14 protein-coding genes are annotated in these 14,424 nt (G+C 67.3%); 4 read left to right on the top strand and 10 right to left on the bottom strand.

Annotation, left to right across the window (positions count from 1 at the left end):
• Positions 1-108: 108 nt before the first annotated feature.
• The gene (locus FFS08_RS12645; RefSeq protein ID WP_137862258.1) at positions 109-1,017 is read right to left on the bottom strand and encodes a helix-turn-helix transcriptional regulator; all 909 of its coding nucleotides are present in this window, start codon (positions 1,015-1,017) and stop codon (positions 109-111) included.
• A gap of 504 nt (positions 1,018-1,521) precedes the next feature.
• Between FFS08_RS12645 and FFS08_RS12640 the strand changes: the two genes are divergently transcribed.
• From FFS08_RS12640 to FFS08_RS12630, 3 genes are read left to right on the top strand one after another with little or no spacing between them, the layout of a single operon-like run.
• The gene (locus tag FFS08_RS12640) at positions 1,522-2,007 is read left to right on the top strand and encodes a hypothetical protein (protein WP_137862257.1); all 486 of its coding nucleotides are present in this window, start codon (positions 1,522-1,524) and stop codon (positions 2,005-2,007) included.
• 26 nt (positions 2,008-2,033) lie between these two features.
• Positions 2,034-2,786, top strand: a complete 753-nt coding sequence (locus tag FFS08_RS12635) for a hypothetical protein (RefSeq protein ID WP_137862256.1) — start codon at positions 2,034-2,036, stop codon at positions 2,784-2,786.
• Positions 2,787-2,798: 12 nt separating this feature from the next.
• Complete coding sequence (locus FFS08_RS12630) at positions 2,799-3,059, top strand: hypothetical protein (RefSeq protein WP_137862255.1); 261 nt, start codon at positions 2,799-2,801, stop codon at positions 3,057-3,059.
• Positions 3,060-3,227: 168 nt separating this feature from the next.
• Here FFS08_RS12630 and FFS08_RS12625 read toward each other — a convergent pair whose 3' ends face one another.
• From FFS08_RS12625 to FFS08_RS12605, 5 genes are all read right to left on the bottom strand, one after another.
• Complete coding sequence (locus FFS08_RS12625; RefSeq protein WP_171012591.1) at positions 3,228-4,310, bottom strand: glycosyltransferase family 2 protein; 1,083 nt, start codon at positions 4,308-4,310, stop codon at positions 3,228-3,230.
• A complete protein-coding gene (locus FFS08_RS12620; RefSeq protein ID WP_137862253.1) occupies positions 4,307-6,769 on the bottom strand; it encodes an aminotransferase class I/II-fold pyridoxal phosphate-dependent enzyme in 2,463 nt (820 codons plus the stop codon). Before FFS08_RS12620 ends, FFS08_RS12625 begins: the two co-directional genes overlap by 4 nt.
• 51 nt (positions 6,770-6,820) lie before the next feature.
• Positions 6,821-7,276 (bottom strand): YaiI/YqxD family protein, encoded by a 456-nt coding sequence (locus FFS08_RS12615; RefSeq protein ID WP_137862252.1) that lies wholly within the window; start codon positions 7,274-7,276, stop codon positions 6,821-6,823.
• Entirely contained in the window at positions 7,273-8,958 is a 1,686-nt protein-coding gene (locus tag FFS08_RS12610) for a DEAD/DEAH box helicase (RefSeq protein WP_137862251.1), read from the bottom strand. The genes FFS08_RS12615 and FFS08_RS12610 overlap by 4 nt, the downstream gene beginning before the upstream one ends.
• Before the next feature lie 308 nt (positions 8,959-9,266).
• A complete protein-coding gene (locus FFS08_RS12605; protein WP_137862250.1) occupies positions 9,267-10,112 on the bottom strand; it encodes an SDR family oxidoreductase in 846 nt (281 codons plus the stop codon).
• Between the two features lie 79 nt (positions 10,113-10,191).
• On the opposite strand from FFS08_RS12605, the gene FFS08_RS12600 reads away from it, so the two are divergent.
• Entirely contained in the window at positions 10,192-10,581 is a 390-nt protein-coding gene (locus FFS08_RS12600; protein ID WP_137862249.1) for a winged helix-turn-helix transcriptional regulator, read from the top strand.
• 142 nt (positions 10,582-10,723) lie between these two features.
• Here the strand turns inward: FFS08_RS12600 and FFS08_RS12595 are convergent, their stop codons facing one another.
• The 4 genes from FFS08_RS12595 to FFS08_RS12580 form a co-directional block, all read right to left on the bottom strand.
• A complete protein-coding gene (locus tag FFS08_RS12595; RefSeq protein WP_137862248.1) occupies positions 10,724-12,094 on the bottom strand; it encodes a methyl-accepting chemotaxis protein in 1,371 nt (456 codons plus the stop codon).
• Between the two features lie 257 nt (positions 12,095-12,351).
• The gene (locus FFS08_RS12590) at positions 12,352-13,515 is read right to left on the bottom strand and encodes a BaiN/RdsA family NAD(P)/FAD-dependent oxidoreductase (protein ID WP_137862247.1); all 1,164 of its coding nucleotides are present in this window, start codon (positions 13,513-13,515) and stop codon (positions 12,352-12,354) included.
• 114 nt (positions 13,516-13,629) lie between these two features.
• Positions 13,630-13,809 (bottom strand): hypothetical protein, encoded by a 180-nt coding sequence (locus FFS08_RS12585; RefSeq protein ID WP_137862246.1) that lies wholly within the window; start codon positions 13,807-13,809, stop codon positions 13,630-13,632.
• Between the two features lie 88 nt (positions 13,810-13,897).
• Entirely contained in the window at positions 13,898-14,155 is a 258-nt protein-coding gene (locus tag FFS08_RS12580) for an SWIB/MDM2 domain-containing protein (RefSeq protein WP_086128965.1), read from the bottom strand.
• Positions 14,156-14,424: the final 269 nt, after the last annotated feature.

Below are 14,424 nucleotides of genomic sequence, written 5' to 3'. Positions count from 1 at the left end.
GGCAGACAGGGGGGAATCCCTAGTACCAAATGGGGGTTTGGCCGTTGAACGCGCGTCTCACCGAATTGGACCGATGTCGCATCGGAGGACGGCTCCCGCTTTGGGACATCAACGGCTTAGGATGCTCCGCGCACGGCACTCGCTGGGCGTCTCGTCGAAGCGTGCCCTGAACAACCGGCTCAGATGCGCAGCGTCGCTGAAGCCGAGCCGCTCGGCAATGTCGCCGATCCGCTCGACATTGTCGGGATTGAGCAGCGCCTGGCGTGCCGCTTCCAGCCGCATGTCGCGGATATGGGCCTGCACGCCGCCACCGGCCTCGAACAGGCGGTGCAGCGTGCTGCGCGAAACGCCCAGCTTGCGGCACAGATTGGCGACGGTGAGTGTCGGCGAGCCGAGATGCGCCTGCACTTCCTTGCGCGCGCGCAGCATCAGCGTGGCGGGATCCTCGCGGAAGCCATGCGCCTCGGTCCGGCTGGCGCCCTTCAGCGTCAGCACCAGCATGTCGAGCATCGACCTGCCCAAGCGCGGCGCATCCTCCTCGGCGAAGCGTGGCAGGGCTTCGCGCACCTGGAACATGTGCGAAGTCAGCATCGCGCTTTCGGCCGGAGTCAGCACCAGGCCGTGCAGGCTCGCGATATCGAGCCCGACTTCGATCGCCAGCTGGCGTGGTACGGAGAAACCGATGCTGCGTCCGCCAGCGGAATCGTGGAGCGAAGTCTGGCTATGATCGACGAGCACCGCGGAGCCCGGCATCTGCACCCAATCATTCCTGCCCGCGATGCCGGCTGCCTTGCCGTCCAGGTTGACGGCGACTGCAATCGTGTCCTGGCCCATGTCGACGAGCCGCTTGTCGCGCTTCCAGCGCTGCGACGCGATGTCGGTGTACATGAAACCGATCTCGCCCAGGCGCACGAGTTCGCTCGATACGCGGAAGGCCTCGAGCGGCTCGATGCTGAAGAGCGGACCGACATTCGGCCAGTGGCTCTGCCAGGCGTCGAAGCGGTCGCTGGGGGCCACATCAGCGGTCGTGTAACGGTGCACGCGAACGGTTTGCGACGCCAAACCACACTCCCGAGTTCTTTGTTTCCGAGGTTTCTATTCGATTTCCAGCATTTAAGCGGATCGCATTATAGATGGAAACATTCCTATGCACGCAGATTCTCGTGCATGTGTCTTGAACCGGCGCGAATGTTGCGAAGATTTAATATTTGCCGGCAACGGCGGCGGCGCGATTTCGCTCCGCCCACCCGGGCCGAAGCCTGGCCCGGAGATTGGCATCGGTCCCACCGTGCCCGAGCGATCCACCGCACGGATGAATCCATTTCGGGTGTAGTTGTGATGCAAAATGAATTTTCTGTAATGAAAATAAAATAATGCAGAGTTACATATGACAAGTAAATTCTGAACTTATATTGTAGGCACGAGTGATAATTGACGATGAATCTAAAATGAAACTCCTCACCTATCAATATAATGTTCCCGAACATCGCGATGTATTGATTTAATTCTGGGGAGATTTTTATGATATTGGAAAATTTTCGACTGCTTACCAGCGAAGAGATCGATCTCGTGAGTGGCGGATTGCGTAGCGAGGAGATTGTCTATTATTACGACGAGAAGACGGGCGAGCTATGGAAGGAGCGCTATGATTCCCAATCCGGCAACTGGCTTGGTGAGACGCTTATCAGCGGCGGCGACAATCCCACAAACTATTGGGAAATTGGATTCTCGCTAGGTATCGGGTTCGGCCTTTACGGCACCGACCAGGGCATGGGCATTTCATGGAATGGCGGCATCGGCATCTATGGGCAGATCGGCACAGCAGACAATGCCGGAGAAGCTGCGGCGGCCGTCGGGCAGGATCATGTTGTCATCGGTATCGACACGCCATCGGTTCCGACTCATCTCGAGATCGATCCCGATGGTCGCGTCAAGATCCCGGCGCTGGGCGGGGGAATCGGCATCTACGCTACCGACTCCGATCCGATGTCGAGATATCACAAGTAGCGGTCGATAGAATCGCGCATTCGAGTATGGAACTCCTCGTCGCCTTGTCGCTCTTCGGGGGACTGGCCGGCAGCCTGGCCGGCCAGTCTCTCAACCCGGAAACAATTGTCCGATATGATGGCCCGATTACGAAGGCGGGGGCCAAGCGGCTTCTGCCATTGCTGAGCCAGCCGCAGGTCGGCGCATTGAAGATCAGAAGCTTCGGCGGAAATGAGGAGGCGGCCATTGCCGTGGCGGCCGTCGTCAAGTCGCGCCAGCTTCGCGTGATCGTCAACGGTGCCTGCCTGTCGGCTTGCGCGCAGTATATATTGCTGTCGGCCAAGTCCGTTCAGGTCAGTCCGGGAAGCATCGTGGGCTTCCATATGAGCTCCTATGCCCTGCACCAGATGGCGACCCGGTTTCGAGAGCGCGATCCCATATATGGGGGACTAGCGGAAAAGACCGGTAATGTCAGTGGATTGACTAAGCGTCTGTTCCTTGGTTCGAACAAGCTCTCCTTCCTGGAGAAGACATTCTGGTCGCTGGGCCCGATCTGCCTGGACCTTGGGAGCATCGGCAATATCGAAAGCCCGGGGCGGGTGAAGTTCGCCACCGCCCTCATGCTGCCCGATGCACCCACCCTGCGCGGCCTGGGGATAGATCCGCCACCGGATTGGCCGAGGACCGTGGTCGAGGCGAGATCCTATATTCGCCCCTGGCTGCAAGCCGATGTCCCGTTCACATTCGGCCTGGTCGACAAGGTGCACAGAGCCGTTCCAGCCTGTTCCATCCAACATTGAGCGAGGAAGCCGATGCCGGAATTTCTATTGCAGCTGGGCCTGGCCGCACTCGGCACTCTCTTTGTCGCGGGGCTGTCCAGCGGTCTGATATCCCTGCTGAATAACGCGTTGCCCGCGCGTTTTGGCGGCTTTTGCGTCGCGCTGGGCTGGGTGCTTTCACGCTATTCCTATACGGGAAAATGGGATCGCGACCTTGCGCTGGGGCTGGCCTCCATCACGGGAGGCGCCTTGGGCCTGCTCGTCTTCTGGATGTTGCTGCTTCGCAGGCGGTGAGCAAGCGACTAGCGCTTGCGCCGAAGCGCGGGCCGAACCGTTTCGTATCGAGCCGCCGGAGCAGGGCGTTTCCCCGAGGGCATGGATTTCCCGCCTCGACCCGCCGGCTTGATCCGCTGGCGATGCCGCCTGTCCAAATGCCCTGAACTTCCGCGCTTGGGAGCCGCCCTACAGCGCCACGCCGAGCCCGCGCCCGATCGCTCGCACCCGGCCGATCAGCGGCGAGATCAGCCGGTCCGGATCGTTGGCGGGCAGGCTCACGCTTTCGGGCAATACGCCCATCGCCTCGCGCAGCGTCACCGCGCCCTGGCGGAGCGCGGGGCGGGCGACCAGCCACCAGAGGCGGGCATGCTCGCCATCCACTTCGATCCGCTCCTGCGGCGTGAGCGGGGTGCGCGCGACATGATCGGCGTGGAGCGTGGCGAGGATGCGCGAGAGCCGGCTCAGCGTGCCGAGATCGGGCACCGGCTCGCGCGCCATGAAATAGCGCACCACGAGCTCGGCATTGGTCTGCACCGCGCCGGCCTCGAACACGCCGGTATAGCGTCCGGCAAGGACGCGCGCGGCGCTGGCCGCCATCATCTCGGCATAGCGTTTCGAGGCGCCGCCGGGGTGGCAGCGATAGAGAAGCAAAGCCTCGTCGAGCCGCGCGATCTGCCCGAAGCGGCCGAGCCGGTGGTAGAGGTCGAAATCCTCGGCGTAGCGGACCTGGGCGCGCTCGAACGGGTCGAGCAGCCGCGCGGCGTCGGCGCGGAACATGACGGTGGACCAGACCAGCGGGTTCTGGGTGAGGAGCAGCCAGTCGATGGTCGCCGGCGTGAGCGGGCGGTCGCCGGGCCAGGAGGTGAGGCGCCCCTCCTCGAGCAGTTCGGCGGCGGTGGCGACGAGGACGGTGCCCGGATTGGCGTCAAGATGCGCGACCTGCGCCGCGAAGCGGCCGGGCTTGCACAGATCATCCTGGTCGAGCCCGGCAATGTAGCGCCCGCGCGCCGCGGCAAAGGCCTGGTTGCGGGCCAGGACGGGACCGCCATTGACTTCGGCATGGAGGATGGTGATCCGCGGATCGGCGAAAGTGGCGAGCAGGGCGCGAGTGTCGTCGGTGGAGCAATCATCGACGATCACCAGCTCCCAGTCGGTGAAATCCTGCGCGAGCACGGAATCGATCGTCGCACCGATCCAGTCCGCGCCATTATAGGCGGGCATGATGACGCTGATGGCCGGAGCGGGTCCTGGGGCGGCGGGACGGCTCATGCGGCGAGGCTCACGGCCTGGCCGAGCAACTGGTCGACGATCAGCTGGCCGACATCGTTCTGCCATTGCCACAGGCCGTTGGCCTTGCCCTTGAAGCTCTTCTCGCCGCCCAGCCGGCCCTCGGGGACGAAGCCGGCGGCAAGGCCGATGCCATAGGCGCCGGGGATCGCTGCGCTGTCCGCATCGGTGACGCGGCACAGCTGATCGGCAAGGCGTGGGCGGCCCGGCGCATGGGCGGCAAGGGCGATGCGCTGGCCCGCCGCGTCGAGCAAGGGCAGGGCGTGCGGGCGATAGCCGAGCGCGGCGACGATCACATCGGCCTCGGCGAGGATACGGGCGGTCTCGGCATCCGGGCCGGCGAGCCGGTGGAGCCGGACGCGCGGATCGGGGGTGCGGCCGCCGATGCGGAGCATGCGCAGCACCAGTTCGCGCGCTTCGAGCCGGAAGCCGGCAAGGCGATAGACGAAGCCCGAGAGCGGGCAGATGTCGTCGGGGCCGAAATCGGTGAAGCCGTCGGCATGGGCGGCTTCGGCATCGGGGTACCAGGGGCGCAGCGCCTCGCGGTGGAGCAGGCTGAGGCTCTCGGCACCGAACGGGATGTCGGACTTGAGCAGGAGCACGGCGGAGGCGATGGCCGAAGTGGAGGCCCCGATGATCGCGATGCGCGGGGCGCGACTATGGGCGATGCGGGCGCGCAGCCGCTCCATTCCGCCGGTGCGCAGCATGTCGTCGCACAGCATCAGCCGCTCGCCGGCCTGCGCGCCGAGCTGCGCTCCGGCGACCGTGGCGGCGGCGATGTCGCTGGCCGATTGATAGCCACCGGTGGCCAGCACGATGTTCTGCGAGAGCAGCGTGCGCTCGGTACCGGTGGCGAGATCGCAGATGCGGGTCTGCCACAGGCCGGCGGCGGTACGGCGGCTGTCGAGCACTTCATGGCCGGTGTGGACGCTGCCGCCGCTCTCCGTCACGATTGCGCCGACGCGCTGGCCCATCGCCTCGAGGAAGGGGCCGGTGCGGTGAAGCGGAACGCCGAGCTTGCCGACATAGCGGGCGATCTCGCGTGCCGCGGGGTGATCCATCAGCGCGGCGATGCCCGGTTCGGGATTGTCCTTCACCGCGCTGAGGAAAGTCTCGGCCGTGCTGTCCGAGGTGATGGCGTAGCTGGGCAATTCGCCGGCGCCCAGGCTTGGTCCCCGCTCGACCAAGGCGAGGTCGGCGCCGAGCGCGCGCAGCTTGCCCTTCTTGCTGGCGGAGAGGAGGAAGGCGATGCCGGCCGGTCCGCCGCCGATCAGGACGGTGGAAAGGACCCTGGGCTGCGGGGCGGGGACGACGATGCGCGGCTTGCGGAGCGCGGCGTGGAGCGCTTCGGAGATGGTGGCGACGTTGGCCTCGGTCATCGTGTCGATGATGGGGAGCGAGAGGATCCGGGCCGCGAGATCGTCGGCTATGGGCGTCGGGGCGAGGAGGCATTCGCGCTGGAAATAGGGCTGCTGGGCGAGGTGGGGCGCGAAATAATGGCCCGTGCCGATGCCCTGTGCGGCGAGTTCCGCCGTCACTGCTGCCCGATCGCTGCCCGGAGGGAGCAGCATCGGCATGAATTGCGCGACCTGGCGCCGGGCCGTCGTCGCCTGGAAGGTGACGGCATCGCCCAGGCCGGTGCGATAGGCGCGATCGAGCGCGGCGCGGTGCTCGGCGATCACGCCGATCTCGTCGAGCTTGGCGAGGGCGAGCAGGCCGAGAATCTCGGGCAGCTTGGCGTTGGTGCCGGCCTCGGTCGCCGAGCGCGGCGCGCCGAAGCCGAAATTATGCATGCGGCGCAGCGCTTCGACCTGCTCGGTGTCGGCGCTGTAGATCAGGCCGCCCTCGGCGGTCGCGAAGGTCTTGGTCGCATGCATCGAGAAGACGCTGGCGAAGCGGGCGCCGGTACCGAAGCCGCGCCCTGCGGCATCGAGGCTGCCCAGCGACGCGGCGGCGTCGACCACCACGCCGATGTCGTGCTGCTCGGAGAGACGGGCATAGCGGGCAAGGTCGATGCAGGTGCCGAAAGTGTCATAGGGGAGGAGGACTGCGACTTCGCCGGCATGGCGGGCAAGGGCGGCCTCTTCGGCGCCGGCGCTGGCTGCCCAGTCGTCGGGGTCGCTGTCGAGCAGGATGGGTGTGAGGCCGGCCCAGATCGCGGCATGGGCAGTGGCGGCGAAGGTGAAGCTGGGGAGCAGGGCATATTTGCCCTTGCGGCCCCGGGCGGCCTGGCGGATCGCGAGGATCAGGCCGATGGTGGCGTTGTTGACCGCCAGCGCCGCGCCCTCTCCCCCGAACAGCTCGGCGACGGCGCGGGCTTCGAATTCGCGGACGACCGGACCGCCATTGCTGTAGACGCCCCGCGCCTCGATGGCTTGCAGCGCTTCGATCATGGCGCTCAGGCGTGGCGGTTGCGGCGCGATCAGCGGTAGATTGTGCATGTCCCCGGCAAGGTCCCTCATCCCGATGCCGAACTTATGCCCGCACGTCTCCTAAGATTGCGTAAGCCGCTTCAACGCCACCAACTCGCGGTCGAGCGCCTGGAGAAAGACCGAGCGATCGGCGGACGAGAAGGGTCTGGGCCCGCCGATCTGATCGCCGCCGGCACGCAGATCGGCCATGATCGCCCGGGTCGCGATCGCCGCGCCGATCGAACTGCTCGTGAACGGCTTGCCGTTCGGGGCCAATACCTTCGACCCTGCCTTGAGCGCGCGGTCGGCGAGCAGGATGTCGGCGGTGACGACCACCGTCGACGGATCCGCCTGCTCGGCGATCCAGTCATCGGCGGCGTCGAAGCCGTCACTCACCACCTGCCGGCTGACCAGCGGATGCCGGGGCACCCGCAACCAGCTGTTGCTCACGATCACCACCGGTACCTCGTGCCGCCAGGCGACCTTGTAGACCTCGTCCTTCACCGGGCAGGCGTCGGCATCGACGAGGATCTTCACCGGCGCGGCGGCCCCTTGCGGTGCGGTTTGGCCTGATAGGGGCGGTTCGGGCCGTTGCGCTGCGGCCGGGCGCCCTGGACGGGGGCCTCCGACGGCTCGATGCGGACATCCTCGTCGCCCTCGGCCGAGCGAGTCGCGGCGCTGAGGAACTTGGCCGCCAGCGCACGGGGGATCTGGAAGGCAGTCTCGTTCGGCCCGATCCGGATCGCGCCGACCTCGGCCTTGGTGATGTGGCCGCGGCGGCAGATCAGCGGCAGGATCCAGCGCGGATCGGCGTTCTGGCGGCGCCCGATGTCCATGCGGAACCAGGCGACGTCGTCGAAGCCCGGGCGGTGCTGCCCGGCCTGGCGCTCGTCGCGCCGGTCCGAATGGCTGCGCTCGCTGAGCTCCTCGGGTGCGGGCAGCGCGGCGCGATGGGCACGGACCAGCGCGGCGGCGATGTCCGCCGGGCTGCGCTCGGCGAGCAGGCGCTCGGCGATGGCGGCATCCTCCTCGTCGACCTCCACCGGCGCGAGCAGCGCGGCGATCAGCCGCTCGCGGTCCTGCGCGCGGATCGCCTCGGCGCTCGGCACCTCGACCCACTCGACCGGGATGCGCGCGCCCTTCAGCATCATCTCCACCCGGCGCCGGCGCGGATAGGGGACAATGAGCACCGCCGTACCCTTCTTGCCGGCGCGGCCGGTGCGGCCCGAGCGGTGCTGCAGCGTCTCGGCATCGCGCGGCAGCTCGACATGGACCACCAGGGTGAGCGTGGGCAGATCGATGCCGCGCGCCGCTACGTCGGTGGCGACGCAGACGCGGGCGCGCTGGTCGCGCAGCGCCTGGAGCGCGTGGTTGCGCTCGTTCTGGCTATGCTCGCCCGACAGCGCCACCGCGGCGAAGCCGCGCTCGACCAGGCTGGCGTGCAGATGGCGGACATTGTCGCGCGTCGCGCAGAACAGGATTGCCGTTTCCGCTTCGTGGAAGCGCAGCAGGTTGATCACCGCATGCTCGATGTCCGAGGGGCTGACAGTCATCGCCTGATAGCTGATGTCGCCATGCCCGCGGTCCTCGCCCACGGTCGAGATGCGCAGCGCATCCTTCTGATAGCGCCTGGCGAGCGCCACGATCGGCTTGGGCATGGTCGCGGAGAAGAGCAGGGTACGACGGGTCTCGGGCGTGCCGTCCAGTATCGCCTCGAGATCGTCGCGAAAGCCCATGTCGAGCATTTCGTCGGCTTCATCGAGCACCACCGCGCGCAGCGCCGAGAGATCGAGCGCGCCGCGTTCCAAGTGATCGCGCAGCCGCCCGGGCGTGCCGACGACGATGTGCGCGCCATAGCCCAGCTGGCGGCGCTCCTTGGAAGCGTCCATCCCGCCCACGCAGGTGGCGATGCGCGCGCCGGTGGGGCCGTAGAGCCAGATCAGCTCGCGGCTGACCTGGAGCGCGAGCTCGCGGGTGGGAGCGATGATCAGCGCATGCGGCTCGCGGGTCGGCTCGATGCGGCCATCCTCGCCGAGCAGCTCTGGGTGCATGGCGAGGCCGAAGGCGACGGTCTTGCCCGACCCGGTCTGGGCGGAGACGATGAGGTCGCGGCCCATGGCCTCGGGAGCGATGACGGCAGCCTGGACGGCCGTGGGCGCGGCATAACCACGCGCTGCGAGCGCTTCGGCGAGAAGCGCGGGAAGATCGGCAAATGACATGAGGCCTCGCACATGGGCTCGCCGAGCCCGCATCGCAAGGGAAAAGAAGGCCGATGGCCCCCGGCGTCGCTTTGTGTCGTTCGGCCGAATGGTTGAGCAACTAAATGACGGATTTCCGTGGGTTTTCGTTGCGGCTTGTAAATTCCTTACAACGAAAACATCGACTCCGTTGACTCGCCTGTACCTGTGCGGGACGCGCATAGGGAGGCCGGAGTCGGGTTCCTGCCGCATCCGGCAGGATAGATCGGATGGTCTCCGACATTGCCAGGATGGGCTCCCCCTCCCTTGCAGAGGAGGGGGAGGCGCCACTAGCCCAGGAGCGCCTTGACCCCGTCCGACAGGCTGGTCGTGGGATGGCCGATCAGTTTCGACAGCTGGCGGCCGCCGTCGAACAGCGCTCCGTTCGAGGCATCGACGTCCCAGCCGGCCAGCGCTTCGGCGAAGGAGGCCGGGACGCCGGCGCCGGCGAGTGCGGCGGCATAATCGGAGGCGGCGAGGTTGCGATAAGGGATGTCCCGGCCCGCCTGGCGCGAGATTTCGGCAGCGAGGTCGGCCAGGGTGAAGCCAGTGTCGCCGGCCAGCTCATAGGCCTTGCCGTCATGATCCGCGCCGAGCAGCACGGCGGTGGCGGCATCGGCATAGTCGGCGCGCGATGCGGCGGCGATGCGGCCGGTGCCGGCGGCGCCGATCAGCACGCCGTGGGCAAGCGCACCCTGCACGCTGGCTGCGTAGTTCTCGAGATACCAGCCGTTGCGGAGCAGGGTGTACGGAATGCCCGAAGCCGCGATCGCGCGTTCGGTTGCGCGGTGTTCGGTGCCGAGGCTCATCGGGGTCGTGTCGGCGCGTAACAGGCTGGTGTAGACGATGCCGCCGATGCCTGCCTGCTTCGCGGCGGCGATCACCGCTTCGTGCTGCGGCACGCGCCTGCCGACTTCGCTCGACGAGATGAGCAGCAGCGTGTCGATGCCGGCAAGGGCGGGGGCGAGCGTCTCGGGCCGATCATAGTCGAAGGTGCGCGCGGCGACGCCGAGGTCGGCGGCCCGTTCCGGGCTGCGGGCGAGCGCGACGATCCGGTCGGCGGGCAGGCGCCGGCGGAGTTTCTCGATGACGATGCGGCCGAGCTGGCCGGTGGCTCCGGTGATGGCGATGGTCATGTCCGTTCCTCTTGGCTGGTGACGGACATCCAGATATTGGCCTTGCTTACTATTCGTAAGTACATACATCGAGGTAAGTATGGAAAAAGATGGCGAACCTTTCTCGGTCCGGGTGCGTCGCGGCGACCTGATGTCGCCCGATTGCCCATCGCGCGACGTGTTGCGGCACCTCACCAGCCAATGGGGCGTGCTGATCCTGATCGCGCTGGAGAGCGGCACGCACCGTTTCAGCGAACTGCGCCGCAAGGTGGGCGGGGTGAGCGAGCGGATGCTGGCGCAGACCTTGCAGTGGCTGGAGGGCGACGGGCTGGTCGACCGCGTCGCCTATCCCGTGGTGCCGCCGCATGTGGAGTACAGCCTGACGCCGATGGGGCGCGAGGCGGCGGCGCATGTGCGCGGGCTGGCCGACTGGATCGAGGCCAGCATGCCCGAGATCGCGCGGGCGCGCGCGGCGCGAATGGCTGCGTGAGCCCGCGGCCATAGGATTGGCATGCAGCGGGATCCGGACTCGAGGCCGGGATGGCGAAAGAAATCAAGGTCTTGATCGAGGTCCGAACCCGGGTGGCCGGGGGAGGGCGAGGGCGCCGGGTGCGGGCGCCCTCGCGGCTGGATCAATGGGGTGCCCATTGCTGGAGGGGCGTTGCCGGCGCCGCCCTGGCCGGCCAGCCGTTGGTGCCGGCGCCTTGCCGCTTGCGGGGAGGCGAGGGCGGGCCGGTGCGTGCGGGAGTGCCGACGTTGAATGTCGCGGCCTGCTCGCCGAGCGCGGCGACTTCGCCGGCGAGCTTGCGCGCGGCCGCCGAGCTTTGCTCGACCATCGCGGCATTTTGCTGGGTGCCGCGATCCATGTCGCCGATCGCGGTGCTGATCTGCGTGATCGCGGCCGCCTGGGCCTGATTGTCTCCGGCCATCTGGCCGAGCAGCGCATGCACCTCACCCACATCGCCCGAGATGTCGGCGAGCGCGCCATCGACCTTCCGGACCATGTCGACGGCAGTGCCGATATCGGCCTGGGTGGCGGTGAGCTGCTCGCGGGCGCGGCCGGCTTCCTCCTCGGCGCGCATTGCCAGGGCGGAGACCAGGTCGGCGACGACCGCGAAGCCGCGCCCCGCCTCGCCGGCGCGGCCCGCTTCCACAGCGGCGTTCATGGCGAGGACCCGGGTCTGGAAGGCGATCTTGTCGAGGCCTTCGATCACGCCGTCGATGCCTTTGGCACTGTCGCTGACGCGGGTCATCGCCTGTACCGCCTCGTCGGCGATCCCGCGGCCGCCGGCCACGGTGGCGATGGCGTCGTCGGCGCGCGCGACGGTGCGGCCGGCGGCCTCGGCAGTGGTCTTGAGGCGCAGGTCCATCTGGGCGACCGCGGCCGAAGTCTGCTCCAGGCTGGCGGCGTTGGCCTCGGTGCGGCGGGCGAGATCCTCCGCGGCCTGGGCGATCTCGTGCGAGCCGGTCCGGATCGTCGCGGCGCTCTCCATCACCGTGCCGATCAGCCCGCGCAATGCGCCGAGCGCGGCGTTGAAGTCGGTCTTCAGTGCGGCATAGCCCGGGGGAAAGCCCTCGCCGACCTCGGCGGTGAGGTCGCCGCGGGTGAGACGCGCGAGGCTGGCGCCGAGATGACGGACCGCGACCGACTGCGCCTCGGCCTGGCGGGCCCGCTCGGCGGCATTGTCGCGGAAGATCAGCATCGCCTTGGTCATGCGGCCGACGCAATCCCGATAGTCGCCGAACTGGATCGGGCTGGTGAGGTCGCCGGCGGCGAGCGCTTCCATGCGGACTACGGTGGAGACATAGGGATCGGCGATCGCGACCCGATAGCGCATGCATTGGATCGCAGCGCCCCCGATCAGCAGCGCGACCATCGGGGCGGCCAACTGGGTTGGCGCGAGGAAAGCGATGAGCCCGACCAGCGCCATGACGCCGATCAGTGAGCCGAAGGCGACGAACAGCTTGAGACGGATAGGCGCAATGGCCTGGAACCAGTGCATCGAGAATCCTCCTACGCGGCCCCCGGGAGGAACGGCCCGGCAGGCCAGTTGCTGAGCCGGCCGCGCGGGAAGCGCGATCGGACAAGCCCTTTGTAGGGGACACATCAAGGAAACATTATTTTATCTGTGAAATTTGATATCGGGAAATGCCGTAATATTTCCGACATGCCTGGTGAAGTCATGCGTGTCCTGCCGAAGGGAGGCGGGAATCATGCTTGCCGGGCCGATCCGATGGCGTTTGCGCCTGTGTCCGGACGCTAAAGCGCGAGCCCCGCGGCGCGGCCGCTCGCCCAGGCCCATTGGAAATTATAGCCGCCAAGCCAGCCGGTGACGTCCACTGCCTCGCCGATCGCATAGAGGCCCGGCACCTTGCGCGCCTCCATCGTCTGCGAGCTGAGTTCGGCGGTGCTGATCCCGCCGACCGTGACTTCGGCTTTCGCAAAGCCTTCGGTGCCGGCAGGCGCGAAGTGCCAGTCGGCGAGGCGGCGGGCCGCGTCTTCAAGCTTGCGATCGGGCGTGTTGGCGAGTTCGGTGGGCAGGGCGAGTTTCTCGGCCAGCGCATCGGCCAGGCGGGCGGGCAGCGCCTCGCCCAGCAACCTGCGCAGCGTGATGCGCGGGCGCACGCGCTTGGCGGCGAGCAGCCAGCCGGGCTCGGCATCGGGCAGAAAGTCGATGCCGATGCTTTCGCCATGCCGCCAATAGCTCGACACCTGGAGGATGGCGGGTCCGGACAGGCCGCGATGGGTGAACAGCGCAGCTTCGCGGAAGCGCGCCTTGCCAGTGCCGGCGGTGACTTCGGTCGAGACGCCGGAAAGTTCGCGGAACAGCGCTTCCTCGCCGCTCAGCGTGAGCGGGACGAGCGCGGGGCGCGGCTCGACCACCTTGAGGCCGAAGCGGCGGGCGAAGTCATAGGCGAAGCCGGTCGCGCCCAGCTTGGGGATCGAAGGGCCGCCGGTGGCGAGGACCAGCGCCCGAGCCTCCGCGCTGCGCGCGCCGCAGGCGAGGCGCCAGCGATCGTCGCCACGCTCGACCGCGGGCATATTGCCGAGCCAGATCTCGACCCGGCCCTGTGCGCATTCGTCGAGCAGCATGTCGACGATCTGGCGGGCGGAGCCGTCGCAGAAAAGCTGGCCCAGCGTCTTTTCGTGCCAGGCGATGCGGTGGCGTTCGACCAGGTCGAGGAAATCCTGCGCGGTGTAGCGGCCGAGCGCGGACTTCATGAAATGCGGGTTCTGCGAGAGGTAGCGATCGGGCGCGGTGCCGATATTGGTGAAGTTGCAGCGCCCGCCGCCGGAGATCAGGATCTTCTTGCCCGGCGCATCGGCGTGATCGACGAGGAGCACGCGCCTGCCGCGCTGGCCGGCGGTGAGCGCACACATGAGCCCCGCGGCGCCGGCTCCCAGGATGATCGCGTCATACATCGCGCGCGGCCTAGCAGTTGTTCGCGCCGCGGCAAGCGGCGGTGCTCGGAGCGATCCGGTCTGCGCGGGTGTCCGGCCGCATGGTCCGCATCGGGATCCGGGTGCGGCAGGGCCCTAGTGCAGCTTGGCGATGCTGAGCCCGTCGAGCTTGGCGCGCTCCTTCACCGATTCCTCGCTGCGGGTGAGCGCCTTGGCGATCGCCTTCAGCGCCATGCCCTTCTTGGCCAGCGTGTGGAGCTTCTGGACCTCGTCGGGGCGCCAGGGCTGGCGGTGGCGTTCGAAACGTTCGGCCATTCACAATCTCCCGAAGCAAGAGGGCGGGCTCCCTCGGGGAACCCGCCCTCGGCATTTTCAGCGGCAGGGCCTCATGGCCCCGGCCGGCTTACTTGACGTGCTTCGCGATGTGCTTGTTCATCTCGAACATCGTCACCTTGTCGGTGCCGAAGATCGGACGCAGCGTATCGTCCGCGAGGATCTCGCGCTTGTTCGCCGGGTTCTGCAGGTTGTTCTTCTTGATATAGTCCCACAGCTTGCTGACGACTTCGCTGCGCGGGAGGTCCGCGGAGCCCGTGATCTTGGCCAGCTCGGGCGAGGGGGTCACCGGCTTGGCGATACCGCCGCGTGCTTTGGTCTCGGCCATAAAGTCTTCTCCTGTTCCTGCCCTGGACGGGCTATGCCTTCGTGGGCGCCAGCGGCGTGTGCGAACCCTTCCGCCGCCTTCTTGCCTACGATGTACCGCGGTGAGGGCGTTCCTCCTCACCTGCAACCCTTTGATCGTGCAGAATCGCGTCTGTCTAGAGAGCAGATGCGCCGAGACGGGCTCGGAGAGCGATATTTCGGGGATAAGTGGGGTTAAACGGCCGGTAGGAGAGGGCAAAGTGCCGTGCTATCGTGGAATTTCACGGCGAA

This window comes from Sphingomonas sp. 1F27F7B (assembly GCF_005503355.1).
Lineage (GTDB): Bacteria > Pseudomonadota > Alphaproteobacteria > Sphingomonadales > Sphingomonadaceae > Sphingomonas.
The sequence above is the reverse complement of the archived record's forward strand: the minus strand, read 5'-3'. Positions and strand labels throughout refer to the sequence as shown.

Coding starts and splice junctions, on each gene's coding strand:
- FFS08_RS12610 (WP_137862251.1), bottom strand. CDS start 8,958: ATGTCATTTGCCGATCTTCCCGCGCTTCTCGCCGAAGCGCTCGCAGCG.
- FFS08_RS12590 (WP_137862247.1), bottom strand. CDS start 13,515: ATGTATGACGCGATCATCCTGGGAGCCGGCGCCGCGGGGCTCATGTGT.
- FFS08_RS12585 (WP_137862246.1), bottom strand. CDS start 13,809: ATGGCCGAACGTTTCGAACGCCACCGCCAGCCCTGGCGCCCCGACGAG.
- FFS08_RS12580 (WP_086128965.1), bottom strand. CDS start 14,155: ATGGCCGAGACCAAAGCACGCGGCGGTATCGCCAAGCCGGTGACCCCC.
- FFS08_RS12625 (WP_171012591.1), bottom strand. CDS start 4,310: ATGAGCCGTCCCGCCGCCCCAGGACCCGCTCCGGCCATCAGCGTCATC.
- FFS08_RS12630 (WP_137862255.1), top strand. CDS start 2,799: ATGCCGGAATTTCTATTGCAGCTGGGCCTGGCCGCACTCGGCACTCTC.
- FFS08_RS12595 (WP_137862248.1), bottom strand. CDS start 12,094: ATGCACTGGTTCCAGGCCATTGCGCCTATCCGTCTCAAGCTGTTCGTC.
- FFS08_RS12635 (WP_137862256.1), top strand. CDS start 2,034: ATGGAACTCCTCGTCGCCTTGTCGCTCTTCGGGGGACTGGCCGGCAGC.
- FFS08_RS12605 (WP_137862250.1), bottom strand. CDS start 10,112: ATGACCATCGCCATCACCGGAGCCACCGGCCAGCTCGGCCGCATCGTC.
- FFS08_RS12600 (WP_137862249.1), top strand. CDS start 10,192: ATGGAAAAAGATGGCGAACCTTTCTCGGTCCGGGTGCGTCGCGGCGAC.
- FFS08_RS12620 (WP_137862253.1), bottom strand. CDS start 6,769: ATGCACAATCTACCGCTGATCGCGCCGCAACCGCCACGCCTGAGCGCC.
- FFS08_RS12640 (WP_137862257.1), top strand. CDS start 1,522: ATGATATTGGAAAATTTTCGACTGCTTACCAGCGAAGAGATCGATCTC.